This window comes from Bacillus sp. 05T31, from assembly GCF_056396725.1.
The window spans coordinates 1-16,533 of record NZ_JBFTMA010000025.1; the positions used below are offsets into that span (position 1 = coordinate 1).

Annotated in this window: 16 protein-coding genes; 11 read left to right on the forward strand and 5 right to left on the reverse strand. The window is 37.3% G+C overall.

What is annotated here, in order from left to right:
* On the forward strand, positions 1–186 hold a 186-nt coding region (locus tag AC1DJR_RS03230; protein WP_477001993.1), incomplete at its 5' end, for an ArsR/SmtB family transcription factor.
* A gap of 40 nt (positions 187–226) precedes the next feature.
* Here AC1DJR_RS03230 and AC1DJR_RS03235 read toward each other — a convergent pair.
* Both AC1DJR_RS03235 and AC1DJR_RS03240 read right to left on the reverse strand, forming a co-directional pair.
* Positions 227–1,669: an MDR family MFS transporter gene (locus AC1DJR_RS03235; protein WP_044444001.1), complete on the reverse strand. Its 1,443-nt coding sequence runs from the start codon at positions 1,667–1,669 to the stop codon at positions 227–229.
* A 213-nt stretch (positions 1,670–1,882) separates the two neighbouring features.
* Positions 1,883–3,154: a BaiN/RdsA family NAD(P)/FAD-dependent oxidoreductase gene (locus AC1DJR_RS03240; RefSeq protein WP_002034390.1), complete on the reverse strand. Its 1,272-nt coding sequence runs from the start codon at positions 3,152–3,154 to the stop codon at positions 1,883–1,885.
* A 436-nt stretch (positions 3,155–3,590) separates the two neighbouring features.
* Between AC1DJR_RS03240 and AC1DJR_RS03245 the strand changes: the two genes are divergently transcribed.
* Both AC1DJR_RS03245 and AC1DJR_RS03250 read left to right on the forward strand, forming a co-directional pair.
* The gene (locus AC1DJR_RS03245; protein WP_429686628.1) at positions 3,591–5,243 is read left to right on the forward strand and encodes a putative polysaccharide biosynthesis protein; all 1,653 of its coding nucleotides are present in this window, start codon (positions 3,591–3,593) and stop codon (positions 5,241–5,243) included.
* A 41-nt stretch (positions 5,244–5,284) separates the two neighbouring features.
* Complete coding sequence (locus AC1DJR_RS03250; RefSeq protein ID WP_477001994.1) at positions 5,285–6,013, forward strand: pseudouridine synthase; 729 nt, start codon at positions 5,285–5,287, stop codon at positions 6,011–6,013.
* An 83-nt stretch (positions 6,014–6,096) separates the two neighbouring features.
* On the opposite strand, the gene AC1DJR_RS03255 is transcribed toward AC1DJR_RS03250, so the two are convergent.
* The gene (locus AC1DJR_RS03255) at positions 6,097–6,318 is read right to left on the reverse strand and encodes a DeoR family transcriptional regulator (RefSeq protein ID WP_000805512.1); all 222 of its coding nucleotides are present in this window, start codon (positions 6,316–6,318) and stop codon (positions 6,097–6,099) included.
* A 357-nt stretch (positions 6,319–6,675) separates the two neighbouring features.
* Here AC1DJR_RS03255 and pepV point away from each other — a divergent pair, with 357 nt between their 5' ends.
* The 4 genes from pepV to AC1DJR_RS03275 all read left to right on the forward strand — a co-directional run bounded on the left by pepV (position 6,676) and on the right by AC1DJR_RS03275 (position 12,054).
* Positions 6,676–8,082, forward strand: a complete 1,407-nt coding sequence (gene pepV / locus AC1DJR_RS03260) for a dipeptidase PepV (RefSeq protein WP_429691754.1) — start codon at positions 6,676–6,678, stop codon at positions 8,080–8,082.
* Positions 8,083–8,185: 103 nt separating this feature from the next.
* Complete coding sequence (thpR, locus tag AC1DJR_RS03265) at positions 8,186–8,731, forward strand: RNA 2',3'-cyclic phosphodiesterase (protein ID WP_002143443.1); 546 nt, start codon at positions 8,186–8,188, stop codon at positions 8,729–8,731.
* 137 nt (positions 8,732–8,868) lie between these two features.
* A complete protein-coding gene (gene pulA / locus AC1DJR_RS03270; protein ID WP_477001995.1) occupies positions 8,869–11,010 on the forward strand; it encodes a type I pullulanase in 2,142 nt (713 codons plus the stop codon).
* A gap of 246 nt (positions 11,011–11,256) precedes the next feature.
* Positions 11,257–12,054 (forward strand): phosphotransferase, encoded by a 798-nt coding sequence (locus tag AC1DJR_RS03275; RefSeq protein WP_429686632.1) that lies wholly within the window; start codon positions 11,257–11,259, stop codon positions 12,052–12,054.
* A 3-nt stretch (positions 12,055–12,057) separates the two neighbouring features.
* On the opposite strand, the gene AC1DJR_RS03280 is transcribed toward AC1DJR_RS03275, so the two are convergent.
* The gene (locus AC1DJR_RS03280) at positions 12,058–12,336 is read right to left on the reverse strand and encodes a YtzH-like family protein (protein ID WP_002015625.1); all 279 of its coding nucleotides are present in this window, start codon (positions 12,334–12,336) and stop codon (positions 12,058–12,060) included.
* A gap of 264 nt (positions 12,337–12,600) precedes the next feature.
* On the opposite strand from AC1DJR_RS03280, the gene trmB reads away from it, so the two are divergent.
* Positions 12,601–13,254 (forward strand): tRNA (guanosine(46)-N7)-methyltransferase TrmB, encoded by a 654-nt coding sequence (gene trmB, locus AC1DJR_RS03285; protein ID WP_429686633.1) that lies wholly within the window; start codon positions 12,601–12,603, stop codon positions 13,252–13,254.
* Positions 13,255–13,324: 70 nt separating this feature from the next.
* A complete protein-coding gene (locus AC1DJR_RS03290; protein ID WP_429686634.1) occupies positions 13,325–14,179 on the forward strand; it encodes a YtnP family quorum-quenching lactonase in 855 nt (284 codons plus the stop codon).
* 128 nt (positions 14,180–14,307) lie between these two features.
* Here the strand turns inward: AC1DJR_RS03290 and AC1DJR_RS03295 are convergent, their stop codons facing one another.
* Entirely contained in the window at positions 14,308–14,619 is a 312-nt protein-coding gene (locus AC1DJR_RS03295) for a PepSY domain-containing protein (protein WP_002015622.1), read from the reverse strand.
* A 148-nt stretch (positions 14,620–14,767) separates the two neighbouring features.
* Here AC1DJR_RS03295 and AC1DJR_RS03300 point away from each other — a divergent pair, with 148 nt between their 5' ends.
* A complete protein-coding gene (locus tag AC1DJR_RS03300) occupies positions 14,768–15,841 on the forward strand; it encodes a M42 family metallopeptidase (protein ID WP_002089046.1) in 1,074 nt (357 codons plus the stop codon).
* A 288-nt stretch (positions 15,842–16,129) separates the two neighbouring features.
* Positions 16,130–16,533: DUF84 family protein (locus AC1DJR_RS03305; RefSeq protein ID WP_477001996.1), on the forward strand; the 404-nt coding region annotated here is incomplete at its 3' end.

Below are 16,533 nucleotides of genomic sequence, written 5' to 3' on the forward strand. Positions count from 1 at the left end.
GTTGTAAAGCACCTTCATATTCTTTCAGAAGCGAATTTAGTGAGTGGAAGAAAGAGTGGAAGAGAGAAGATATATCGTTTGCATCCAGAACCATTAGAGGAATTACAGCAGTGGCTCTTGTACTATGAACGATTTTGGGATAATAAATTGTCCGTGCTTAAACATATTGTGGAGAATGAAGATTAGATTTTATGCAAAAAGGATGACCAAAATGGTCATCCTTTTTTTATTGTTCGCTTGTTTGTTTAGCTGGCTTTAATAGGATCCAAGCGATAATTAATGTGAATACCGCTAATACGAAAGTGCTCATATAAATGACGTGTACACTTGATGCTAATGCGGATTGTGACTCAGTTGCTACGTTTGCTGTAGCCCCTCCATGTCCCCCAGAAGAAACAAGATCAAGGTTTTTAATGCCACGTGCATGAATCATCGTATTGAAGATCGTTCCGAAGATTGCAGCTCCTAGTGTTTGACTAAATGTATTAATAAATGTATTTAAACCAACTGCCGTTCCGCGCGTATTCGCGGGTACAGCTGCTTGAATTGTTACCATGTAAATTGGTGTAACAAGCCCCATTCCTAAGCCGAATAATCCGACTGCAACATAAATAAGGAATGATGGTGAATCTGTTGATAATGTAAATAATAAGAAAGTAGCAACTGATAAAATGCTAGCTCCAAGTAAAATAATTTGTTTCGTTTGTAATTTGCCAACTAAGTTGCCGGAGAACATAGCACCGAATGTCCACATAACAGGAATCGGCATTAAAATGAGTCCAGCCTCTGTCGCATTTTTTCCTAAAACACCTTGGCTCCAAATTGGAAGATACACTGTAATACTAATAATCATTGCGCCAGCAATAAGTGTTAGTATGTTTATTGTAGATAATGTACGGTTAGAGAAAAGTGCTAGCGGAATTAATGGTTCCGGAGACTTTTTCTCGATGTATAAGAAAATAATGAATGAAACAGCGGCAAAGATTAATAGGCCGATAATTGAAATGTCTCCCCAGTTTTGCTTACTGCTACCTGTTAATAATGCGTATAGTAAAGCAATTGTACTTAATGAGAAAACTGTCGCACCAAGATAGTCGATATGTTGCTTAGCGGCGGACTTAACAGATTCCTTATAAGAAGTGGCAAACATTAAGCAAGCGATAATTCCAAAAGGAACGTTTAAGAAGAAAATATAGCGCCAAGAAAGAGAATCAACTAAAAATCCACCTACTAAAGGCCCAATAACACCAGATACACCCCAAACTGCACTCATCCAGCCTTGTGCTTTCGCGCGGTCTTTCGCTTCGCTATATAGGTCTCCAATAATCGTCATTGTGATCGGCATAACAGCACCAGCCCCTATACCTTGAAGAGCACGGAAGAAGATTAATTGTTCCATTGATGTAACGACTCCGCAAAGTGCAGAACCGATTAAGAAGATTGTTGCTCCGATGAGCAGAACTTTTTTACGGCCGAATAAATCAGCTAGCTTTCCGTATATTGGAGTCGAAACAGCTGTTGCAAGCATATAGATTGCATATACCCAACTAACAAGTTCGACACCTGACAAATCACTCGTTATACGAGGGATCGCTGTACTAACAATCGTTCCTTCTACCGCAGAAAGAAACGTCATTAGCATTAAAGACATCATGACTTTTTTTCTCATTTGTTTTCCCCTTACCCTTTTTCGAATATTCAACAATATAAAATATAAAGGTACTAAGGTATATAAAGCAACAAAAAAGCAATGGGAAGTTAGGAGGAAGGGATATTTTTGAAGAAACGGTCGATATATTTAAAGTATCGCCAATATAATTTCGTGTACTGCTTTGCTATTTCAACATACTAAAAAAAGAAACAGGAGTCCCTGTTTCTTTTTTTAGTATTGCATTTTCGCATTTTGTCCTGCTGTTGTTCCGGCAATTCGGCCAGTAACAAGGGCAGATGTAATGTTATAGCCGCCAGTATAACCGTGAATATCAAGAACTTCCCCGCAGAAGTATAAACCATTCGTGAATTTTGAAGCCATTTCTTTCGGGTTAATTTCTTTAACGGATACCCCTCCGCCAGTAACGAATGCTTTTTCAATTGACTGCGTACCATTTACATGGACGGTAAATTCTTTAAAGTCTTTCACAAGTGCGCGAATCTTCTCATGAGAAACTTGTCCAGCTTGTTCGCTACCGTCAATTTCATTTTTTTCTAATAAGAATAGGAAGTAACGTTCAGGAACATAGCCTTTTAAAACGTTTTTAATTCCTTTTTTCGGATCTTCTTTCATTTGTTTCAGCATGCGCTGGAACAGTTGCTCACTATTTTCTTCTGGCAATGCATCGATACTCATGTGCACTGTGTTCGTTTTAAACTTTTTCATCGCTTTCACAACGAATTGGCTACAGCGAAGAGCAGCAGGACCAGATAGGCCGAAGTGAGTGAAAAGCATGTCCATTTTATGAGAAATGATAACTTTTCCTTTTGGGTTTAATACACTTAAGTTTACATCTCGTAAAGCAAGACCTTGTAATGTGCGGTCACGAATAAACGGTTCGTTTGAAAGAATTGGTACTTCTGTTGGGAAAAGTTCTGTAATTGTATGCCCAGCTTTTTCAGCCCAAGCGTATCCGTCTCCAGTAGAACCAGTTTGAGGAACAGATTTTCCGCCAACAGCAATAACGACGTGATTCGTTTCTAACACTTCACCTGTTTGCAGAATAACAGCCTTCGTTTGACCGTTTTCATACTCAATCGTTTCGACAGGCGTATTCGTACGTATTTTCACACCTAAGTCTTTTAATCGTGTTAACAGTGCATCTACAACAGATTGCGCTTTATTTGATACTGGGAACATGCGGCCATGATCCTCTTCTTTCAATTGTACACCGAGATTTTCGAAGAATGTAATAATATCTTCATTACTGAAAATAGAAAAAGCACTGTATAAGAAGCGACCATTTCCAGGTATATGTTTAACGATTTCATCAAGTGGTAGACGGTTTGTTACGTTACAACGACCACCACCAGAAATCGCAAGTTTACGTCCTAATTTATTTCCTTTATCAAGAAGTAAGACGCTTGCGCCTTCTTCAGCAGCACCGATTGCAGCCATTAGCCCTGAAGGACCGCCGCCGATGACAATAACATCATAATGCATAATATATCGACCTCATTTTCTACATTTCCTGCCTAAAAGAATAGCATGTTTTCCCTTAAAAGAAAAATAGAGTGAAGTACTGCTTAAGAGGAGAATTGTGGTACAATACAAAAGTTAGAGTTCAGCATTATCCTGCTATTTATGGGCAATAAGACTACTATCTTAAGATTTATGAGAAGTAAAGAGGGAGTTAAAAAGGTCCGTAAATGCTCGAATGATTAGTAGGAGGGGAGTCTCCCACTAATTATAGTTTCACTTTATCCCGCTATTTGTGGACAGTAAAACTCCCACCTCAAAATTCGGCTAGAGCAAAGAAGTTAGGTGGGAGATAAACTGCCCGTAAAAGCCCGATTGGTGCGGGCTAATAATCAGTGGGGGATGAAAAAAAACCCACTAATTATAGTTTCACTTTATGTAGATGTAGGAGGATTTTCGTATGTCCGATTCAAAATTTCTGCGCGGAACGCTTATTGTGACGTTAGGGACATTTTTAGTAAAGTTCTTAGGCATGATTTACGTTTTTCCGTTTCATGCATTAGTAGGCACAGAAGGCGGAACGCTCTATACATATGGATACATTCCATATACGATATTTTTAAGTATCGCAACGGCAGGAGTGCCGCTTGCTGTTTCTAAGTTTGTTTCCAAATATAATGCACTTGGAGATTATAAAACGAGCCGGAGAATGTTCCGCTCGGGAATGGTTATGATGATAGTAACAGGAGTTCTTTCCTTCTTAGTACTGTACATGACCGCACCATTATTTGCAGAAGCAATGCTTGGTAAACAAAGTTTACAAAATAAGATAGAAGAAGTTACGACGATTATTCGCCTCGTAAGTTTTGCGCTTATTGTTGTGCCGGCAGCAAGTTTGATTCGTGGTTATTTCCAAGGCCACCAATCGATGGGACCGACTACGGTTTCACAAATTATTGAGCAAATTATTCGTATCGTCTTTTTATTAGCGGGTAGTTTCATCGTTATTAAAGTACTTGGTGGTACAGTAGCAACGGCAGTTGGGGTTGCGACATTCGCTGCGTTCGTTTCAGCAGTTGGAGCACTTGGCGTATTAATTTGGTACTGGTTAAAACGTAAAAAATATTTGGATCAATATTTAATTGAGCAAACTGTACCAGAATCGACGGTAAGTACCGCTCAATTGTTTAAAGAGTTGTTTGCATATGCAATCCCTTACGTTGTAATTGGATTAACAATTCCTTTATATCAACAAATTGATACATTGACATTTAACTCTATTATGCAGGCGATTGGTCAAGGAGATATCGCAGAGCGAGCACTCGGTATTTTCACGATGTGGACGCATAAATTAATTATGATTCCAGTATCACTTGCAACAGCGTTTAGTTTAACGCTCGTGCCAGCGATTACAAAGTCGTTTACTGAAAAGCAATACCGTTATTTGAAATTACAAATTACACAAACATTCCAGGCGAATATGTTTTTAACATTGCCAGCAGTTGTCGGTATTTCTACACTTGCATATCCGATTTACACTGCTTTCTACGATTCAGACCCAATAGGTGGACAAGTATTAATGTGGTATGCGCCAGTTGCATTGTTATTCGCTTTATTCACAGTAACAGCAGCAATTCTGCAAGGGATTAATCAGCAGAAACATGCGGTTATTGCGCTTGTGATGGGTGTTATTTTGAAATTTGTATGTAACGTAATCTTTATTCGTTATTTCGGTACAGTTGGGGCGATTTTGGCTACTGCAGTCGGCTTCTTAGCTTCCGTATGGTATACGAATAGACAAATCAAAAAACACGCACACTATTCATTTGGTGTTGTATATAAGAGAACATTCCAAATTGCAGTCTTAACACTTGTAATGGTTATTGCTGTAAAACTATCACAATGGATTCTATCCTTCATGATTTCGCCTGATGGCCGTATTGGTGCTCTTATTACAGTTGCGATTTGTGCAGGTATTGGTGGTCTTGTTTACGGATTGTTAGCGATTCGCACAGGAGTACTAGAAAGAGTATTTGGCGGAGAAGCTTTAGAGAAAATCCAGCGTAAACTTGGTAGTAGATTCAAAATAAAGTTGAAATCAAAAGGGGCGTAAATACGTCCCCTTTTCTATGATAAATAAAGAAGGTGAAGAACATGAGATTAGATAAATTATTAGCGAATATGGGACACGGAAGTAGAAAAGAAGTAAAGAAATTACTGAAAGACGGCGTTGTGAAGATTGATGGAACGCCAGTGAAAGATGCGAAGTTTCATGTGAATGTAGAAGAGCAAGAGGTTATGATTCACGGTGAAGTTGTGGAATATAAAGAGTTTGTTTATTTAATGATGCATAAACCACAAGGTGTTATTTCAGCGACAGAAGATGATAATCACGAAACAGTAATAGATTTATTAGAATTAGAAGATGCGATTTTCGATCCATTCCCTGTTGGAAGGCTCGATATTGATACAGAAGGTTTCTTATTAATCACAAATGATGGGAAGTTAACGCATCAACTATTATCTCCGAAAAAGCATGTGCCAAAAATATATTATGCACACATTTCAGGCGTTGTAACGGAAGAGGATGTAATAGAATTCGCTAAAGGTGTTATTTTAGAAGATGGCTATGAAACGAAGCCAGGCAAACTTACAATTTTAAAAAGTGATGATATTTCCGAAATTGAGCTTGTTATTACAGAAGGAAAATTCCATCAAGTGAAGCGTATGTTTGAAGCAGTAGGGAAAAAAGTAGTGTATTTAAAGAGAACAGAGATGGGACCTTTAGTGTTAGACGAAGAGTTAGAACTTGGGCAATATCGTGAATTAACAGATGAAGAAGTAGAAATGTTAAAGACGTATCAAGTAGATAACGAAAAATAACGCCAATTTCAAAGTATAGAAAAGACCCCTTTCTTATGAGGTAGAAAGGGGTATGTATTTATTTACATACAATTATTTTTTTGTTATGAGGTCATTCTCACTTTCTTTCCTGTTGTTGTCCACTTGCCGCGGCAAGGGCTATACACGAGTTCATTAAACTGCAACACATTTAGATCACGTTGTATTGTTCGCGGTGTGATCCCGAACTCATCTACAAGGTCTTTCGTTGTTACCGTACCGTTTTCATTGATGTACATATAAATCGATTTAATGCGTGTTAGCATACGAGTAGTTGTAGGTTTCAAGAGAAAACCGCTCCTCTACTAGTTTTTTTGACCCCATTCAGGAAAGAAGGTCGTTACTACCATTGTACTCTACATGATAAAATTCATGCTTTAATCTACTTAAATTTTACAAAAGTTTAACAAATATTCATATAGAAAAATATTGGTAGTTGACATTATATATTTGGTCAGTCAACTAACTCATAAATTTCTACGTAAAACGCCAAATTCCTGCAAATTTTTTTGAGAAAATAAAAGAAAAACTAATGAGAAATATCTGAAATATTACAATTGTTCGTCATTAGATTTTCATGTATGGCATAAGAGATTTTCGTTTGCTATGATGAAAGAGACAATATAGTGAAGGATGGATGCGTGATGTCAACGATTAATTGGACAGAAGAAGTTACAAAACGAAAAGATGATTTAATTCGTGATACACAACAATTTTTACAAATTAAAAGTGTATGGGAAGAAGAATCTGCGAAAGAGGGCGCACCATTTGGTGAAGGTGTAGAAGAAGCTTTATCTTTCATGTTACATAAAGGAGAAGCAGAAGGTTTCTGTTCTAAAAATTTAGAAGGATATGCAGGTCATCTTGAAATGGGACAAGGAGAAGAGTTAGTAGGTATTCTTTGTCACGTTGATGTTGTACCAGAAGGAGACGGCTGGACAACTCCTGCGTATAGTGCGGATATTCGCGATGGAAAGATTTTTGCACGTGGTGCAATTGATGATAAAGGGCCGACGATGGCAGCTTATTATGCGATGAAAATCGTTAAAGAATTGGGCTTACCTCTTTCAAAACGTGTTCGTATGATTTTAGGAACAGATGAGGAAAGTAATTGGAAGTGTGTAGATCATTATTTTAAAAATGAAGAAATGCCAACAATCGGTTTTGCGCCGGATGCAGATTTTCCGATTATTAATGCGGAAAAAGGAATTTCTGACATACAAGTTGTGCAAAGTGGTGGCGAAGAGAAAGAAGGCACATTTAAGCTTATTTCATTTGAGTCAGGTCGTCGTTTAAATATGGTTCCTGATTTTGCAGAAGCAGTTATTACAGGAGAAGATGTAAATACACTTACAGTAGCATATGAAGAGTATTTACAAACTGCTAAAAAAATAGGTAAAGCAATTGTAGAAGGAAAGACGGTGACGTTGCAAATTAAAGGGATTTCAGCTCACGGATCTACTCCGGAAAAGGGAGAAAATGCAGGTTTATTATTGGTAAACTTCTTAACGAAAGTTTCTATTGATGGAAAAGGGGCTTCATTTGCCTCGTTTGTAACAGAAACATTTACAGGTGATATTATGGGAGAAAAAGCTGGTATTTCTTATAAAGACGATATTAGCGGGCCGTTAACAGTGAATGTTGGTCGCCTGTCTTACTCGCAAGAAAACGGTGGTAATTTAGGATTAAATGTACGCTATCCAGTTACAACTAACTTTGAAGAAACGATTGCAAAGTTAAAAGAATATGTTGGTACTCATGGATTTGAAGTAGCGGATTATTCTAACTCCCGCCCGCATCACGTTGATAAAGATCATGTATTAATTCGTACTTTGCAACGCGTATATGAAGAACAAACGGGTGAAAAAGCTGAATTGTTAGCAATTGGCGGTGGTACTTATGCTCGTTCATTGAAAGCTGGCGTTGCATTTGGTCCGCTATTCCCTGGAAAAGAAGAACTTGCGCATCAAAAAGATGAGTACATTGAAATTGAAGATTTATTAAAAGCAACAGCGATTTATGCGCAAGCAATTCATGAATTAGCGAAATAAAAGATATTTAAATAATGACCGCTCTCTACTTTAGAGGGCGGATTCTTTTTAGCTGAATGAGATAAGGAAGAAAAGCAACAATAACATAAAGGAGACGATGTAGATGGTGCCGCATTATTTTGTCGCAGTAACTTTACCACGTCATATAAAAGAAATTCTTTCTAATTATAAAGAGGAAATGAAGGATGAATTACCATTTCGCTCGTGGGTACATGAAGAAGACTATCATATTACCCTTTCATTTTTAGGAAGTGCGACAGAGGAACAGTTAGAAGGAATAAAGAATGGATTACAAACACTTACAGAAAAAACGGAATTATCGTTCACGTTACAAGGACTTTCTACATTCGGACAGGTGGACCAGCCGCGTATATTTTGGGCGGGGATAAGTGATAATCAAGATTTGTTTAGTTTACAAAAGCAAGTGCATACAATTTGTGAAGAAAATGGCTTCTCTCTAGATACACGTCCTTATCATCCACATATTACTGTTGCGCGTAAATGGGTAGGAGAAAAAGTGTTTGATCTGACAAATGTAAAAGAGTTACCTGTAACATCATTTCAAGCAGATACGATTACTTTGTATGAATCTCACGTTAAGGAAACGCCGAAGTATAAATCGATTACTGAAATAAAACTACAAAAATAGAATGTATGAAAACGTTTTTTATACAGGTGAATATACTATAGGGAATAATGTGTTACTGTATAGAGCTTCGCTGATAAGAAAAACCTTATCATTTGCAGCTCGTTTCATTTTAACTTTAAGAATGATGGTGATTTTTTATGTTGAAAGTAAAACGTCCATTTGATGCCTATTTAGATGAAATGAATAAAATTACAATTTTGCTCCCGCATGCGTATGGAACAAGCCGGACATTTCGTTTACAAGAAGGAAGCAATGTGAAAGAGTTACCGATTGTTCATACTATTGCTCTTCCAGATGCAACGAAGTATGAATGTTTTATAGAAGAGCCGATAGATGTGGGAAAGTATTATACAGTACGAGATGAACGGAATGAAGAAACAGATTTACAAATAGGCGCTGTGATTCGAACAGTAGTTTTCGATGAAAAATATTATTACGAAGGTACCGACTTAGGTGCTGTGTATAAAAAAGAAGAAACAATATTTAAAGTATGGGCTCCGACTGCAAGGCTTGCGAAAGTACGGATTTATAAAAGTGATAAAGAATATATTGATTATGAAATGTACAGAGAAGAAAACGGAGTGTGGATTCATACATTACAAGGTGATCATGATGGAGCACAATATACATTCCTTGTTTGTATTAATTTAATATGGAACGAAGCGGTTGACCCTTATGCAAAGTCTGCGACGATAAATGGAAAATACGGCGTCGTTATCGATTTAGAAAAAACGAATGTGACAAAACGAGTAGAATTATCACCATTACAGTCAATGACAGATGCCATATTGTATGAACTGCATATTCGTGACGCTACTATTCACCCAAACAGTGGAGTGAATAAGAAAGGAACATATAAAGGGCTAATGGAAGAGGAGACAGTAGGGCGAAATGGGACATTAACAGGATTGTCTCATATAAAAGATTTAGGCGTTACACATGTTGAACTATTACCTTTACATTGTTTTGGTGGTATAGATGAAGTGAATCCTGCTTCCGCATATAATTGGGGCTACAATCCGTTATATTACAATATACCAACAGGATTTTATGTTACAAACCTTTCTGATCCATATAACAGGATAGTAGAGTGTAAACAACTAATTGAAACATTTCATGATCACGGCATCAGAGTGATTATAGATGTTGTATATAATCATGTTTATGAAAGAGAATTATCATCATTTGAGAAGCTTGTCCCGGGATATTATTTTCGTCATGGGGAAGACGGTATGCCTTCTAATGGGACGGGAGTTGGAAATGATATAGCATCTGAACGGAAAATGATGAGGAAATTTATTATAGAATCTGTTTTATATTGGCTTACTGAATACAATGTTGATGGATTCCGATTTGATTTAATGGGAATTTTAGATGTTGAAACGATGAATGAATTACAAAAAGAAGTACGAAAAATAAAGCAGGATACGCTGTTATTAGGTGAAGGATGGGATTTGCAAACACCGCTTCCTCTTGAAGAGAAAGCGACGTTAAATAATGCGAATAAAATGCCATATATCGCACAGTTTAATGATCAATTTCGTGATGGAATAAAAGGAAGTACTTTTAATATAAATAAACGTGGCTTTGCATTTGGTGGGCATGTAGACTGTAATCATTTGCAGTATATAGTAGCTGGTAGCCTTTTAAGTATGAAAGAAACAGGATTGTTCCTAGAGCCAATGCAAAGCATCAACTATGTAGAATGTCATGACAATATGACGATGTGGGATAAACTAGTGCAAAGTAATCCAGAATCAGAAGAAATTTTGAAAAGGCGTCATCGTTTAGCAACTGCAATGGTTATTCTTTCACAAGGGATTCCTTTCTTACATGCGGGGCAAGAGTTTTATCGTACGAAGCAAGGAAATGAAAATAGCTATAATGCAAATGATGAAATTAATCAATTAGATTGGAATCAAAAAGAGAAAGAGATGGAGACCGTTAACTATATAAAAGGGTTAATTGCGATTCGCAAAGGGCACGGGGCATTCCGATTACAAAATGCAGACCTTATAAAAAAGCATATGACTTTTTTGCAAACATCTACAGAAGTACTGGCATATCACCTAGAGCATGTAGAATTATTTGGACCGTGGAAAGAGATTGTAGTTTTATTTAATAGCGGTTTGGAAGCTAAAACGGTGCAGCTTCCAAAAGAAGAAACGTGGCATGTGTTAGTAAACGAAAAGCAAGCGAAAATAGAGCCAATTTCTTCATTTAGAGGAAAGGAACTTCAATTGGCTCCAATTAGCACGTATATATTGACGATAATGTGACAAATCGCTACTTGACGATGAGAATGTAATAAATGTAGAATTGACAAAGGTGACGATTTTCATAAGTTGTCATTATATGAGTGATTTTGTAAAATAAACTAGAAGAACAGGTGATTTATCCTGTTTTCGGCTTATGCCAAGTTTTTTTTATTCAAATACAGTAAAATATATGAATCCACAACATGTGTAGAAATGTTGCGGTTTTTCTTTTCATAACTATAAAAGATAAGGATTTGTTAACGGGTAATGAATATGGAATGGTTGGAACAATTATTAGGAAAAGAGTGGAGTCTTATACCAGCTGGTGGAGTAACGGGCGATGCATATATTGCGCAAAACGGACAACAAAAGTTATTTTTAAAGCGGAATACATCGCCCTTTTTAGCGGTATTGTCAGCAGAAGGAATTGTTCCAAAATTACTTTGGACAAGAAGGGTAACGAACGGTGATGTAATTTCTGCTCAAAAATGGCTTCCGGGACAGAAGTTAGAGCCAGAGGATATGAAACTAGAACGTGTTGCGAAACTTTTGAAAAAAATACACTCCTCTAAAGCGCTTGTGCAGATGATTCAAAGGCTAGGAAAGCAGCCGCTTCATGCGCAAGAGTTATTACAACAATTACAGCTCGTTTTAAGAGGAGATATAAGAGTTGATGAAACAATTCAGCAAGGTCTTCAATATTTAACGGAGTCATTAAAAGATATTGAGTACAATGAATTCGTTGTATGCCATTGTGATGTAAACCATAACAATTGGATATTGTCGGACGAAGATGAATTGTTTTTAATTGATTGGGATGGGGCTGTTATTGCTGACCCAGCTTTAGATCTTGGTATGTTATTATATTGGTATGTTCCGCGCCATGAATGGAGTCAGTGGTTCGGATATTATGAGATTGAACTAGATGAATCATTGCTTAGGCGTATGAGATGGTATGTGATAGCACAAACGATTTTATCTATGCAATGGCACACAACAAAAAAGCAGCAAGCAGAAGCTAAATATTGGCATCAATATTTACAGCAACTACTTGCTTCAGAATAATACTTAAGAAAAATTGTCCATTCCAGCAATCCACTGAGTAAGTTGTTCTTGATTATTGGAAATATGGTTGTCCAAATTAGAGGAAGATTTACCCGATTGACTATAAGAATATACATCGTTTAGCATTACTTTAGTGTCACTACTTATACTATCGTTTGCGAGTAACGATTGAATGAGTCGCTCTAATTGCTCGCATTCAGAAACTGTCCCGCAGCAATCACTTTGATGGTTGATTAAAATATCTTTTAACACTTCTAATTGATGCTGTTGATTAATTGGCATGAACGGATCATCCTTTCGATTGTTGTTCTCTTTGGAACATGTAAGAGAAGAAGCTGCTCGTCATGGAGTAGTTAATCATTGGCTAACGAAACATCGGAGTTACGTTTAATGCTTTATGTAGTTTTTATCAAAATGGTACATCTTATACTTGAAAGAAACGGACCGAGTGCTCGTACGTACTTGGTTTTTTGTTTGATAGATTGATTAAAACAGAAAGAAGGAATTTTTCCTTTGAAATAGTTTTGTAAAGAGAGGGAGACATCTATGCGTTTAAGACATAAGCCTTATGCAATGGATCGAATTAATGAGTATTCACATATCGTAATTGGGAACCCAGAGGAGCGCGCTGGTAACTGGAAAGAAATATTTGGAAATGAACAGCCAATTCATATTGAAGTAGGTACAGGACGTGGCCGCTTTATGTATGATATGGCAAAAGCAAATCCGCATATTAACTATATTGGAATTGAAAAATTCACAAGTGTTGTTGTAGATGCACTTGATAAATTAATTGAAGAAGAAGTACCGAACTTAAAGTTAATTAATAAAGATGCTGAAGATTTAACAGTTTTCTTTGCGAAAGGTGAAATTGACCGCGTTTATTTAAACTTCTCAGATCCATGGCCGAAGAATCGTCATATAAAGCGTCGTTTAACGTATAAAACATTTTTACGCAATTATGAAGAAGTGTTAGTAGATGGCGGAGAAATTCATTTCAAAACTGATAACCAAGGTTTATTTGAATATTCTATTATGAGTATGGCTGAGTATGGTATGTTATTAACTTACCTTAGCCTAGATCTTCATAATAGTGATTATGAAGGAAACATTATGACAGAATACGAAGAGAAATTTTCTAGTAAAGGTCATCGTATTTACCGAGTTGAAGCAAAATATCGTACGGAGCCTATGCAGTAATGCATAGGTTTTTTATATGAAAAATAATCGGAATATTATGTTAAAATTAAATGGAAAAGGGGGATGGGATATGGAACAGTTACAAATTGGAAATATAAAAGTGACGTGGCTAAAAGGTGGGAATACACATTTAGATGGAGGCGCGATGTTTGGAGTTGTGCCAAAAGTACTTTGGTCACGAAAATATAAACATAATGATACAAATCATATTTATTTACGAACAGATCCGTTACTCTTACAAACGAAAGAAGGAAACATGCTTATTGATTCAGGGATAGGGAATGGTAAATTGAATGAGAAAATGAAGCGGAATCAAGGTGTAACAGAAGAATCATCAGTTAAGGAATCTTTAGAAAAATTGGGACTGCAAAATGAAGATATTCATTACGTCTTAATGACGCATCTTCATTTTGACCATGCATCTGGTTTAACAAAATGGGAGGGAAATCGCCTTGTTCCGGCGTTTCCGAACGCAACGATTTATGTAAGTGAGACTGAATGGAATGAAATGAAAAATCCGAATGTTAGATCGCGTAATACATATTGGAAGGAAAATTGGGAGCCAATCGTTGATAAGATTGTTACGTTCAGGCAAGAAATAGAAATTACGGATGAAATAAAGATGGTGCATACGGGTGGTCATAGCGATGGACATGCTGTTGTCGTCCTTGAAAGTCAGGGTGAAACGATGCTTCATTTAGCGGACATTTTACCGACGCATGCACATCAAAATGTATTATGGGTAATGGCATACGATGACTATCCAATGACATCGATTGAACATAAACAAAAGTGGATGAAGTATGGTGCTGAAAAAGAGGCGTGGTTTACTTTTTATCATGATGCATATTACCGTGCAGTAAAGTGGAATGAGGAAGGGCATATAGTGGAGAAGATAGAGAGAAAAACAAATATAGAAGCTTAATATTAATAAGAGGAAGGTGTCCAAAAATATTTATTGGAACAATCTCCACTTATTATGTATTGCTGTTATTATCAGCTTTTGTTGGTAATTCTAAAAAAAAAGAGGTTCACCTAATGGGAAACCTCTTTTTATGCTGCTATAACCTCTAAAACAGTACCTGTTTTAGCATCAACTAAAAATTCAAATCGTTCTTGTATTTCATCTAACATCGTTGTAAGACCGCCGCGATAAACTTCGTACGCGACATCATATTTTTCAAATGCCTCCGGAACCATATGTACCCAAGAGCCAGTAATTTCACCTTTATGACTTAATGCTTGTTTCACCATTTTTAATGCTTTTTCTGAAGAAATATGGGATTGTTCTTGTACTTTGTTTGCAACGAAATAACCAGCTGCGAACCCAACGCCAAGACCTGTGACTAAACCTTTCCAGCTCATATATTCACCTCAATTCTGTAAAATAAAAATAGTGTACCAATAATAATTATAATGCAAATGCAACTAAAAAAGAAGAAACTAGAAACATTTCGAAAATTTCGTTACAATAAAAGAGGTATTCTACTAAGGTTTGAAAGAAGGGGACTTCGTGAATAAAGAGACATTACAATTATTTCGTACGTTAACAGAATTACAAGGTGCATCAGGTTTTGAACATGATGTGCGCAGTTTTATGAAGCAAGAATTAAGCAAATATGCTGATGAGATTGTGCAAGACGGTTTAGGTAGCGTATTTGGTCTGAAAAAAGGGGACGAAACTGGCCCGCGCGTTCTTGTAGCAGGTCATATGGATGAAGTAGGTTTCATGGTTACGCAAATTACGAAAAATGGGATGCTTCGTTTTCAAACGTTAGGTGGCTGGTGGAGCCAAGTACTATTAGCTCAGCGTGTACAAGTTATGACGAAGAATGGTCCTGTTATTGGGGTTGTTGGTTCCATTCCTCCTCATTTATTAAGTGATGCGCAACGTGCAAAACCGATGGATATAAAAAATATGTTAATTGATATAGGTGCAGATAGTTATGAAGATGCGATTGAAATTGGCATAAAGCCAGGGCAACAAATCGTTCCAATCTGCCCATTCACACCAATGGCAAATGAAAAGAAAATTATGGCGAAAGCTTGGGACAACCGCTATGGATGTGGCCTTGCTATCGAATTGCTAAAGGAATTAAAAGATGAAACATTACCAAACACATTATACTCTGGTGCGACTGTACAAGAAGAAGTAGGTCTTCGCGGAGCGCAAACTGCTGCAAATATGATTCAACCAGATATTTTCTATGCGCTTGATGCAAGTCCAGCAAATGATGCATCTGGTGATAAGACGCAGTTCGGTCAATTAGGAAAAGGCGCTCTTCTTCGTATTTATGACCGTACAATGGTAACACATAGAGGAATGCGCGAATTCATTTTAGATACAGCAGAAACACATAACATTCCGTACCAATACTTTATTTCACAAGGTGGTACAGATGCGGGCCGTGTACATACAAGTAACTCAGGTATCCCATCAGCAGTAATTGGTGTTTGTGCACGCTACATTCATACACATGCTTCTATCTTACATGTTGATGATTATGCGGCAGCGAAGGAATTAATTACGAAGCTTGTGAGAGCGACGGACAAAACGACGTTAGAGACAATTAAGAATAACGCGTAGAGAGGAAGGGTGAAAAACCCTTCTTTTTTTAGGTTGAATAGATGACCCAGCGATGAATGGGAGCGGTCAGTGCCTAGTTGGTGTTCGAGCGATGTATTAAGACCGCGGGTAGGAAGAGAGAGGAAGGCTGTTTTTGGAAAACCTTTTCTTTTTTTAGGTGGGAGAGATGACACAGAGATGCGTGTGTGCGGTCAGGCGCACTACGGTATAAATCTCAGTCATGAGACTGATTTGGTGTTCGAGGCTAGTATTAGGATAGAGTGATGAATTTATATAGAGGTGAATGAAATGAAGGTAGTAGTTGGATCGAAGAATAAGACGAAGGTTGGGGCTGTGGAGAAGGTTTGGGAAGATGCTGAAATTACATCTCTTTCTGTTCCATCAGGAGTAGCAAATCAGCCTTTTTCAGATGAAGAGACGATGCAAGGAGCAGTAAATAGAGCGAAGAGAGCATTGCAGGAAGGTGCAGCTCATATCGGCATTGGGCTAGAAGGCGGCGTTATGAAAACGGAGCATGGGTTATTTATGTGTAACTGGGGTGCTTTAGCGACGATTGAAGGTAAAACATTTGTTGCGGGCGGGGCACGTATTAAGTTACCAGACGATTTTTTAGCACCGCTTGAAGAAGGAAAAGAGCTAAGTGAAGTGATGGAAGAGTTTGTAGAGCGAAAAGATATTCGTAGTCACGAAGG